This window comes from Ferruginibacter sp. (genome assembly GCF_031430955.1).
Lineage (GTDB): Bacteria > Bacteroidota > Bacteroidia > Chitinophagales > Chitinophagaceae > Ferruginibacter.
The window spans coordinates 1-10,698 of sequence record NZ_JANPCM010000319.1 but is presented as its reverse complement, the minus strand read 5'-3'; the positions used below and the strand labels follow the sequence as shown (position 1 = coordinate 10,698).

Sequence of the window (10,698 nt, the reverse complement as noted above, 5' to 3'; positions counted from 1 at the left end):
GTTTGCCGGTGCTTTTACCAAAGCCACGATAATCTACCAGAACCACATCATAATTATAGCGGTAAAAATCTTTAGCATATTTTGCCCAGCCTTTTATGCTGCGGCTGTTACCATGAAAGTATAGAATTAAACCAAGTGGTTTTTCTGCATGAAAGTGCAAACCGTTTATGCGTACCCCTTCTTCTACATCAAAAAATAATTCACGAAAAGGGGCATCGTATTTATAAACAAAATCCTGCCGAAGTTTTTCGGGCTTAAAAATAAATTTTTCCTGAACAAAATAAACAATAACAGAAAGTACAATAATGCCGGCAATAATATAAAGAATGATGTAAAGCAAGCTTGGTTGATAATTGAGAGTGAAAAATATGCTGTAAATTACGTATTCTATTTATCACTATCAACTATCAACTACACCTCTTCCTCCTCATCAGTATAAATTCTTTTCATTTTAAGTTTGCTTACTGGTGCAACTATCAGCGGAAATTTTTCTACCTGTACTTTGCTCTGCTCCAGGCCAAAACCTTTTTCTTCGCTTAAAGAAATTTCTTTTACCCAGAAATACAAACGCATTATAAGTTTTTCGAAAAATGGCAGCTCATTATCCTGGCTTAAAAACTTTTCCATTACCACAAACTGAAAATCGCCGGTAACATTATTACGTTGCTGGCTTTCGTAACGGCTGGTAACATTCACTTCACGGTTTGCTACAAGATCTTCCACCACTTTTTTAAACATCAAATTAATTTTTGGCGCCACTCTAAAACCTAATCTAAATTCTACCCGTATAATATCATTGGGAATAATATGCTCTACTGAATATTCGCTGGTGTACGGATCATCCAGTGTATCTACATGCACAAACCAGTAAATGTCGGCACGTTTGGGTTTGCCGCTTAATATGCTGTAAATAATTTTGTGTTCTATTTCTTTTGGGTTATTGGCACTAGTTAGGTACACCAAATGCGTGGCATATTTTGGCACAGTAATATCGTTACTCAGTTCTTCCAGTTTAGGAATATATTCTTCCAGCCGCACAAACTCCACATAACGGTTTTTAATTTTACGTGCCCTGAACCATATATACATTACTGCAAATAAACCGCCGCCTACAATTAAAGTAACATAACCGCCATGAGGAAATTTATCTAAGTTGGCAATTAAAAAACTTATTTCGATAGTTAAAAAAACAGCCAGAAAAAGATAGATTAAAATGGGTTTATTTCTCCGGGAAATCATAAAATTAGAAAATAAAATAGTGGTGGCCAGCATACATAATGTAATGGCAAGGCCGTAAGCCGCACCCATGGCTCCCGAGTTTTGAAAATATAAAACAATACCCACACAGCCTGCAAATAATAAAGTATTAATACCCGGCACAAACAATTGTCCCTTTGCTTCACTGGGGTAATTAATTTTCATTTTAGGCCAAAGGTTTAAACGTATCGCTTCGCTTATCAAAGTAAACGAACCACTTATTAAAGCCTGGCTGGCAATAATAGCAGCGGCAGTTGCAATAATAATTCCGGTTAATAAAAACCACTCGGGCATTACTTCAAAAAAAGGATTTTTCATTTCTAATGCACCCGGCATTTTTTTCAATAGCTCACCGGTAGCAAATGTTTTGCCGGTATTATTGTGCAACAGCCATGCACCCTGGCCAAGGTAATTTAATATCAATGCAGTCTTTACAAAAATCCAGGTGTAGCGGATGTTGGCCCTGCCGCAATGGCCCAGATCGCTGTACAAAGCTTCGGCACCCGTAGTACATAAAAATACCGCTCCCAGTAACCAAAAACCTTTTGGGTAAACCGTTAAAATTTCAAATGCATAATATGGATTAAAAGCTTTTAAAATAGTCCAGTCATCGTGTAAATGAGATATACCCAAAACCCCCAGCATGCTAAACCAAATTAACATAATAGGGCCAAACATTTTACCAATACTTGCACTGCCAAACTGCTGCATAAAAAACAGCAGCGTTAAAATACCCAGTACAATTATTATAATTGTTTTATCAGTAATATCGGTAAGCAAGGGAATATTACGCAAGCCTTCAACTGCAGCAGAAACAGAAATGGGTGGTGTTATCATACCATCAGCTAAAAGTGCAGCGCCTCCAATCATGGCCGGTATTACCAGCCATTTTTTTTGCCGGCGTACCAAAGTGTATAAACTAAAAATACCTCCTTCTCCACGGTTATCGGCCTTAAGCGTGAGTATTACATATTTAATAGTGGTTTGTAAAGTCAGCGTCCAGATGATGCAGCTAAGCCCTCCAATAATAAGCAATGGTTCTATTACTTTACCATTAATAATTTCGCTAAATACATACAGCGGAGATGTACCAATATCGCCATAAATAATTCCGAGGGCAACAATTAAACCGGCAATAGTTACTTTATTAACTTGTTTAGACACAACAAAAAATTTAAACGTTCATAAAGATATACATGCAATTTTTGATACCAGCTTTACATCTCCGGGCATCATCCTTGCAACTTGTTCTGTTCTTCTTTCTTTTTAGTAAAAAGAAAGAAGAATCAATCTTTTCAACGGCATACCATTGGGCAACTTTACAGAAGCGTAGAATACTGTTTTTTAAAAAATAGGTACAAATGTAGAATGAAATTGAATATGAGTGCAGTATTATTTTTTACATTTTAAAGAAACGGCTAATAATGTTTGGTAATTACAAATTAGTAAAGTCGCCAAATAGTTGCTCCGGATTTTGTGTACTGCATCACCACAACTAGCCATTGACTATGGCAAAGTAAATTTAATGGTGACTGTGACCCGTTATATATTATTACAGGCGGTTAAAGAAAAATTATGGGCCTTTGCACTCCATTACATTGGTTGTATATTTATGAGGCGGTAATTTTTTCAGTAATTGTTTTTCAAACAATTCAATGGCGACCAATTAAACCTTAAAAGATGAAAAATTTAATAGTTATATTCTTCTTCTTAATTTCAACCACCACTAATGCACAAGAATTAAACACTGCATTTGATGGGCATAAATGGGAGGCTCCTTATAATTTACCAATACCTAAAGACTGGACAATTGAAAGGTTCCTCATCCCCATTAGTTTTGCAAAACAAATTCCTTATAAAGGTGTTGAAGATATTAGGTTTACTCCCGGTTGGGCTAAAGCAAAAAGCGACGAATACTGGACCTATGCTTTTTTGTGGTGGCTGGATGATAATCTTGAGACAGATGAAAAAATTATTGCAGCAAATTTAAAAGCTTATTACACAGGATTATTTAAAATTAATACAGACAGCACAAAAATACCCGCCGGAAAAATAATTCCTGTAACCGCATTGTTTAAAGAAGCCACAACAACAAAAGGCGATGTAAAAACTTATACAGGTACAATTGAAATGAATGACTATATGCAACTGAAACCGATAACACTTAATTGCATTGCACACTTAAAATTTTGTGAGGAAGATAATAAAACCATATTATTTTACGAATTATCGCCGCAACCTTTTACACATAACATTTGGTTAAGCCTTAACCAGCTATGGCTGGATTTTAAATGTAAAAAATGATGCTGCAAAATAAATGCGCCAAATAATATCCCTGTAATATAATTGAGCAATTAATAAAAAAATATTATTTTATTTTTCTGTTAGCAATATACACCCCCAATAAAATAATCAGTAAACAGGCAACCTGTTTCCATCCTACTTCTTCGTGGTAAACTATACCCCAAATAATGGCAACAAAGGGAATGCCATAGGTAACCATAGAAGCAAAAATAGCACCGGCACGTTTTACCAGCATATAAAAAATAATAGAGGCAACGGCAGTACCAAAAATACCCAGCACTGCAGATGCTGCTGTTGAAAACAAAATACCTTTATCACTTAAGGGTAAACCAAAATACCCCGTAAAAACCAATACTAATAAAGCTGGCACTGCATTAAGTGTAAGCGCCACCGCAGCAATTTGTAATGAGCCAATATTACTTAAATGCGTATGTACCATATTTACATTAAAGCCATAAAAAATGGTGGCCAGCACCACAAAAGAAATGTACAATAAGTTCTGGCTTTCCTGCATGTGGCCTTTGCTTAGTAATAATAAAATGCTGCCGGTAAAGGATATAATTATTCCAAAAATTTTATTAGTGGTAGTAGTGCTGTTAAAAAATAAAGCGCCGGTAATAATTACAAAAATTGGTGTAAGGCTGTTAAGTGTACCGGCTAAAGCACTGTCAATACCTTCTTCGGCAATACAAAATAAATAAGCAGGTAATAAGCTGCCCAATACACCGCTCATAAAAATAATAAGCAACTTATTTTTTGGAATTATTATAAAATATTTTACAGCCGTTGGCAATAAAACAATACCCGAAAACACAATACGCAGCGATGCTACCTGGTAAGCCGACAAAGCTACCAACCCTTCCTTTATTAAAACAAAACTGCTGCCCCATATTATGGAAAGCACAATAAAAATAAACCAGTTTAAAAATCCGTGTTTCAATTTTTTCTAAATTTTTCGAACCGCAAAGGTTTGCAATTTAAATGAAAGCGCCATAAAAGATATTTTCATTGTGTATTTTATACAGTTTGAAAAAAAATCATCCAAATAATTTGACTTAGACTTTTTAAACTATATTTTTGATGCAACCTTACTTTACAAAAAACCGACTTAACTTTTTTTAACTCAAAAAACTTTCACTTATGGGATTTATTAAAGAATTTAAAGATTTTGCCATGAAAGGCAGCTTAATTGACATTGCAGTTGCTTTTGTAATGGGTGGCGCATTTGGAAAAGTAATCTCTTCTTTTACCGAAGGGATTGTTTCACCTTTGATTGGTATGATTGGCGGAGGTGATTTATCAAAAAATGTATGGACACTTAAAGAAGCTGTTACTGACGCTTCTGGTAAAGTAACTTCTGCAGCTGTTGCTGTAAAGTATGGCGACTTTTTAACCGCCATTATCAATTTTATTATTGTGGCTTTTGTTATGTTCCTGGTAATAAAGGGAATTAATAGTATGAAGAAAAAACAGGAAGCAGCTCCGGCAGCACCATCATCAACCGATGTGTTGTTAATGGAAATAAGAGATTCTTTAAAAAAATAATTTTAGTATTTCAATTTAACTAAATAAAAAAATACACCTACTACAATTGGTGTATTTTTCTATTTTACAGGCAACCATAAATCTGCAATTTCTGTCTACACTAAAATTTTAATTTTTTAACCAAAAGAAACAACATGAAATCGAGAATTTATTTATTAGCCCTGGCCCTGGTGTTTTTTACCGCTTTGCATGCACAAACTTCTGCAGATATAGCTAATGCTGCAAAAGCAAGTTTATCTGCAAAACAAGACAAAGCTGATACATTAGATGGATGGCATAAAGGAGGTACAATTGCCATAAACCTGAGCGAAGCAGGGCAAAATGATTATTGGTCGCAGGTTAAGGGTGGTAATACTGCACAAATTGGTATTAAAGGAATTATAGATTATCATTTTAATAAAAAAAATGGAAAAATCAATTGGCTAAATTCATTTAGAGGAAGATATGGCGGTGCCAGTTCCACTACTTATACAGCGGCAACAACAACATCTCCAGCCATAAAAACAAAAATTCCTTTTTTAAAAAATGACGATTATTTAAACTTCACCTCCATTTATGGCAAAGAGTTTAGAAAAAATTGGAGTTATGCAGCATTTTTTAGTTTAGAAAGTCAGTTTGATCATTTTATGAATCCCGGGTATATTAAATTTGGTCCTTCTTTTTTGTATAAGCCAAATAACCATTTTAATTTGATATTGTCTCCTGCAATGGCCAATATTACTACCAAAATGACAAAGAGTTTTAAAAATAAAGATGCCTTTGGTGTAGAAGCTGGTAAAACTGTAAAATTTGGTGTTGGCGCATTTGCCCAGGCCACTTTAAATTACGATTTAGCAAAAGGGATAAACTACAAATCTGTAGCAACTGCATACTCAAATTATTTGCAAAACCCGGGTAACGTAATTTTAGACTGGAGTAACCTTTTTACATTTACTGTAAACAAATACATCGGTGCCACAGTAACCTTTAACACACGTTACAACGATTTAGAAGTTAAACATTTACAAACTCAGCATGGGATTGGTGTTGGAATAAACTATGCCCTTTAATTGGTATAGATGCAGGCAAGTTTTTAACAATATTTCCCACATTACTTGATGCTATTAAAATAGAATATCGTTTTTCTTAAGTAATTAGATACATTTGCTCCTCCCGTTAAAAATGGGAGGAGTTTTTTTTAATTATACAATTTTAAAAAAGTGAACGCACCATCTTACCAGATAAAATTAGATGAATTTGAAGGCCCGTTTGATCTGTTACTATTTTTTATAGAAAGAGATGAACTGGATATTTACAATATTCCCATCACAAAACTCACCAACGATTTTTTAGCCTTTATTCACGAAGGTGAAAAACTCAATATTGAATTAAGCAGTGAGTTTATTTTATTCATCAGTACATTGATGCGTATTAAAGCAAAAATGCTTTTGCCCCGTAAAGAACTGGATGAGCAGGGTAACGAAATTGACCCCCGGCAGGAACTGGTTAACAAAATACTGGAATACAAAAAGTTTAAAGAAGCGGCTGCACAAATGGCCGAAATGGAGCAGGTGCGTATGATGATTGTAAAGCGGGGCAATGTACATAAAGAAATTGCACAAATTGGTGAAGAAGCCGGAGAAGGAACCGAAATACAGGCCGTTACTCTTTTTAAATTAATGAAGGCTTTTGAAAAAGTGGTGCAAAAATTACAGGAGCGTAACAATAAACCTGTACACACCGTGGTGCAATATAATTACACTATGGAAGGCAGCAGGGAATACATGCTTACTGTTTGCAGCAAAGAAAAAACACTCTCGTTCGAAAAAATATTTGAGGTTTGCGAAAACCGTATTCATGCCATCTTTCTTTTTTTAAATATGCTGGAGCTGGTGCAGGCAAAATACATTGGCATTTTAATTGGCGAAGGAAGAAACAATTTTATTATTGAGTGGAATGAAAACCGGGAGGAAGAAATTGTAGGGCTGTTACCCGGCGAAGAACAACTGAATTAACTTTCTTATCCCCTTTTACCGAGGGGATTTTTTTTGCTATTTTGTCAGTTAAGTTTGCTTCGAAAACAATATTTATTGCCACACAGGCACAGACCTGTCCCGATTTTTTCGGGAAACACAGCATAAAAATCGAAATAATGAAATGGCATTCTATTTGATGTTTAAACATTAAATTTATTAAAATGAAAACAATATTATTTAATGCTGCCGACAGAGGCAGCGCAGATTATGGTTGGTTAAAACCCAATTACTATTTTAGTTTTAGTGATTACCGCAATCCTGAAAAAGTACATTTTGGATTGTTAAGGGTTTTAAATGATGATTTTATTGGTGGAGGCGGCGCCTTTCCCACTCATCCACATGATAATATGGAAATAGTTACCATTCCTTTCACCGGTGCATTACAACATAAAGACAGTACAGGCGGGCAAGGTATTATTAAAGCTGGTGATGTACAAATTATGAGTGCAGGTACTGGTGTACAACATTCCGAAGCAAATGCTTCTGCAACAGACCCCGTTACTTTATTCCAGGTATGGGTATTTCCAAAAGAAAGAAATATAAAACCACGTTACGATCAAAGAAATTTTGACGTTACCGAAAGAGTAAACAAATGGCAAATCATTGTATCGCCGCTTGAGGCTGATAAAGCTTTATGGATTAACCAAGATGCAAAATTTTCTCTTACCAAATTAGAAGCCGGAAAAACTTTAGAATATATTAATGCATTTAAAGGCAACGGTGTTTTTTTGGTAGCTATAAATGGTGCAGTAAAAGTGGGTGATATAAATTTAAATAAAAGAGATGCAGTGGGTATTTCCGGAGCAGATAATTTCACTATTAGTGCAACTGAAGATACAGAATTACTGGCTATTGAAGTGCCGATGAATTAAAAGATTGTAAAAGCAATATCAGGCATAAAACATTTTGGTTTCGCAAAAAAATTGCGAAACCATTTTTTCTTTACCACAAATCTTTACTTATCTTTTTTCTAAAATCTTTTAAAGAAGAAATTTTCTTTTTAAACTCAATACGTTTTTCTTTGGCTGCTTTACTCGGTTTGGTAGCTTTACGTGGCTTTGGTTTTATCAATGCATTTTTTACAAAGGCATTCATCTTCTTTGTTACCTCGCCTTTATTCCCTAACTGACTTCTTTCGGTTTGACTTTTTACCAGTAAAAAACCATCCGCATTTATTTTGTTGGCTAACTTTTCTTTCAGCAATTCTTTTTGCTCTGCAGTAAATAATACAGTGGAGTCAATATGCCAATAACCCTCTACCATGGTTTCCACCTTGTTTACATTTTGGCCGCCTTTACCGCCGCTTCGGGCCGTTTTAAATTTTATTTCGGCAGATATATCCGTCATAGTTACAAAATTACCAATAAAAAGAAGGAAATTGCAGCCATATCCATCTTATTTGGGTCTATTATTTCGGTAAGACGGATTTTTTTTGGATTTTTGCAGCAATCAATAAGACAGGCATGACGAAAGGCATTTATAATTCATTAACCGAACGAAAACAACAAGGCAAAAAATCTTTTGCCGTTCTTATCGACCCCGATAAAGTGAACGACAATAACATGGAGCAATTAATAGCATTGTCTGTTGATGCCCGTGTTGATTATTTTTTGGTAGGCGGCAGTTTAGTTATCTCCAATTATTTAGACGAATGTTTGCAGCTGATAAAAAAAAGTTGCACTATTCCCACCATACTTTTTCCGGGCAGCCCCAACCAGGTAAGCAAATATGCCGATGCATTGTTGTACCTATCACTCATCAGTGGCCGCAATGCCGATTTATTAATTGGCCAGCATGTAATAAGTGCGCCGGTGGTAAAACAAAGCGGACTCGAAATTATGCCCACAGGTTATATGGTAATTGATGGTGGCGCACCCACCACCGTTTCTTACATCAGCAATGCCACACCCATACCTGCCGATAAAAATGAAATAGCCGTATGCACCGCCATGGCCGGTGAAATGCTGGGCATGAAATTAATTTATATGGATGCCGGCAGTGGCGCCAAACGTGCCATTACCGAAAGCATGATACAAAAAGTTGCCGGCTGTATTGATGTGCCTTTAATTATTGGCGGCGGTATTATTGAACCCGAAAAAGCGTACCTCAACTGCAAAGCCGGCGCCGATGTAATTGTGGTGGGCAATGCTATCGAAAAAGATCCTGCACTTATAAAAGAAATGGCCGCTGCGGTGCATAGTGTGGCGGTGAAGGTGTAAATTTTTACAAATTTTATTTTTTTTGTTACCAGCAGTGGGAATACTTGTTGACTGCGGTGGTCTGGCCTAAGGCGAGACACTCTTGTACATCAAATCTTTATTGAGCTTTTATTGTAGCGTAGATTAAGCTAACGCTTTGTGAAGACAAGAAACGAAGCGGAGAAAAACTAATTCCTGATTCCCAATTACAAATTCCTTTTTACTTCTCTTTCTCCACCCTCGTCGGCGTATCCTTACCACTCACAATAGTTTTGCTGCTCAGCGCAATGGCTTTAATAATCTCTGCCATATTATTCATATCTAATGTTCCAATCTCATCACTTTGTTTATGATAATTAGGTTCGTTATTGGGAGCTTCTTCCATTTTAGAAGTGGAGATAGTGTGGGCAGGTACGCCCAATTCGGCGAGGGTTGCATTATCGCTGCGGTAAAATAAATTTTGTTTGGGGTAAGGGTCGGGCTCAAACTTAAATTTAGAATTGGTGAGATTGCTTTGTAAAATTTTACCCATATCGCTTTTTTCGTAGCCGGTAATGTAAGCGCTGTTAGTGCCCCATTTACTTTCGGTACCAATCATTTCAATATTAAACATGGCAACAACTTTATCAGCATTTAACTGCTTGCTGAAATAGCGGCTGCCAAACCCACCAATTTCTTCTGCAGTAAAAGCCACAAAAATTATGGTGCGTTCATTTTTTTCTTTTAGTGCACTAAAATATTTTGCCAGCATCATCACGGCAGTTGTACCTGCGGCATCATCGTTGGCGCCATTAAAAATACTATCCTGGTTTTTATCGGGTTTACCAATACCCAAATGATCATAATGGCCGCTAAAAACTACATACTCATCTTTTTTACTTTTGCCCGATAACACACCCATAACATTTTTAAGGCGCTGCTCTGTTAATTCATTTTTAATAGAAAGATTAAGCGTTGCCGGATTTAAATTAGCCGTTAAAATAAATACCTGCGATACTGCAGAAGAGAATTTTGCATTACCGGTAAAACGCTGCATGCTTTTAAACCGCCTTGCATGAAAAGTATCTACCAGTACCAGTACATTTTTTTCTGCATCAAAAATTGGAAAAACTGTTTTATTAAAATCATCATCTTTTTTTACCACTATCACTTCATAATCTTTTAAGGAAGTAATATTTATTTCGGCGGCGGTGGTATTGGCGGTTACATTGTTTGCAGTTAACGAATCGGCATCTAGCCTGCCCATTACAGAAACAGGTTTTGCTTTTATCATAGCAAACTCCTGAAAGTAAGTTTTGCTGTTGCCAAAAAATTGCAATTTACTTTTTGCAAATTCTGCAGCAATAAAATCTGCTGCTTTATCAATACCCGGTGTAAAT

The 10,698-nt window shown here is 35.9% G+C and carries 10 protein-coding genes and 1 pseudogene; 6 read left to right on the top strand and 5 right to left on the bottom strand.

Going from position 1 to position 10,698, the window contains the following annotated elements; genetic code table 11:
• Nucleotides 1–340 (bottom strand): annotated as a pseudogene (locus ACY65O_RS08975) (alpha/beta hydrolase); the annotation flags it as partial.
• A 71-nt stretch (nt 341–411) separates the two neighbouring features.
• Nucleotides 412–2,421, bottom strand: coding sequence for a KUP/HAK/KT family potassium transporter (locus ACY65O_RS08970; protein ID WP_462220515.1), 2,010 nt, complete (start codon nt 2,419–2,421; stop codon nt 412–414).
• 516 nt (nt 2,422–2,937) lie between these two features.
• On the opposite strand from ACY65O_RS08970, the gene ACY65O_RS08965 reads away from it, so the two are divergent.
• The gene (locus tag ACY65O_RS08965) at nt 2,938–3,561 is read left to right on the top strand and encodes a hypothetical protein (RefSeq protein WP_462220514.1); all 624 of its coding nucleotides are present in this window, start codon (nt 2,938–2,940) and stop codon (nt 3,559–3,561) included.
• Nucleotides 3,562–3,625: 64 nt separating this feature from the next.
• Here ACY65O_RS08965 and ACY65O_RS08960 read toward each other — a convergent pair whose 3' ends face one another.
• Nucleotides 3,626–4,501 carry a DMT family transporter gene (locus tag ACY65O_RS08960; protein ID WP_462220513.1) on the bottom strand — a complete coding sequence of 292 codons (876 nt, stop codon included), beginning with the start codon at nt 4,499–4,501 and terminating at the stop codon, nt 3,626–3,628.
• A 200-nt stretch (nt 4,502–4,701) separates the two neighbouring features.
• Here ACY65O_RS08960 and mscL point away from each other — a divergent pair, with 200 nt between their 5' ends.
• From mscL to ACY65O_RS08940, 4 genes are all read left to right on the top strand, one after another.
• On the top strand, nt 4,702–5,106 hold the full coding sequence (mscL, locus tag ACY65O_RS08955) for a large conductance mechanosensitive channel protein MscL (RefSeq protein ID WP_462220512.1): 405 nt from the start codon (nt 4,702–4,704) through the stop codon (nt 5,104–5,106).
• 134 nt (nt 5,107–5,240) lie between these two features.
• A complete protein-coding gene (locus ACY65O_RS08950) occupies nt 5,241–6,155 on the top strand; it encodes a DUF3078 domain-containing protein (RefSeq protein ID WP_462220511.1) in 915 nt (304 codons plus the stop codon).
• A gap of 150 nt (nt 6,156–6,305) precedes the next feature.
• Entirely contained in the window at nt 6,306–7,100 is a 795-nt protein-coding gene (locus tag ACY65O_RS08945; protein ID WP_462220510.1) for a segregation and condensation protein A, read from the top strand.
• Between the two features lie 182 nt (nt 7,101–7,282).
• The gene (locus tag ACY65O_RS08940) at nt 7,283–7,993 is read left to right on the top strand and encodes a pirin family protein (RefSeq protein ID WP_462220509.1); all 711 of its coding nucleotides are present in this window, start codon (nt 7,283–7,285) and stop codon (nt 7,991–7,993) included.
• A 70-nt stretch (nt 7,994–8,063) separates the two neighbouring features.
• On the opposite strand, the gene arfB is transcribed toward ACY65O_RS08940, so the two are convergent.
• A complete protein-coding gene (gene arfB / locus ACY65O_RS08935; RefSeq protein ID WP_462220508.1) occupies nt 8,064–8,468 on the bottom strand; it encodes an alternative ribosome rescue aminoacyl-tRNA hydrolase ArfB in 405 nt (134 codons plus the stop codon).
• A gap of 116 nt (nt 8,469–8,584) precedes the next feature.
• Between arfB and ACY65O_RS08930 the strand changes: the two genes are divergently transcribed.
• Nucleotides 8,585–9,340: a phosphoglycerol geranylgeranyltransferase gene (locus ACY65O_RS08930; protein WP_462220507.1), complete on the top strand. Its 756-nt coding sequence runs from the start codon at nt 8,585–8,587 to the stop codon at nt 9,338–9,340.
• Nucleotides 9,341–9,539: 199 nt separating this feature from the next.
• Here ACY65O_RS08930 and ACY65O_RS08925 read toward each other — a convergent pair.
• Nucleotides 9,540–10,698 (bottom strand): M28 family metallopeptidase (locus ACY65O_RS08925; RefSeq protein WP_462220506.1); only part of this gene is annotated, 1,159 nt, incomplete at its 5' end.

What these genes read in the sequence shown, in the direction of transcription:
- ACY65O_RS08965 (WP_462220514.1), top strand. Translation starts at nt 2,938, where the DNA reads ATGAAAAATTTAATAGTTATATTCTTCTTCTTAATTTCAACCACCACT.
- mscL (WP_462220512.1), top strand. Translation starts at nt 4,702, where the DNA reads ATGGGATTTATTAAAGAATTTAAAGATTTTGCCATGAAAGGCAGCTTA.
- ACY65O_RS08950 (WP_462220511.1), top strand. Translation starts at nt 5,241, where the DNA reads ATGAAATCGAGAATTTATTTATTAGCCCTGGCCCTGGTGTTTTTTACC.
- ACY65O_RS08940 (WP_462220509.1), top strand. Translation starts at nt 7,283, where the DNA reads ATGAAAACAATATTATTTAATGCTGCCGACAGAGGCAGCGCAGATTAT.
- arfB (WP_462220508.1), bottom strand. Translation starts at nt 8,468, where the DNA reads ATGACGGATATATCTGCCGAAATAAAATTTAAAACGGCCCGAAGCGGC.
- ACY65O_RS08930 (WP_462220507.1), top strand. Translation starts at nt 8,585, where the DNA reads ATGACGAAAGGCATTTATAATTCATTAACCGAACGAAAACAACAAGGC.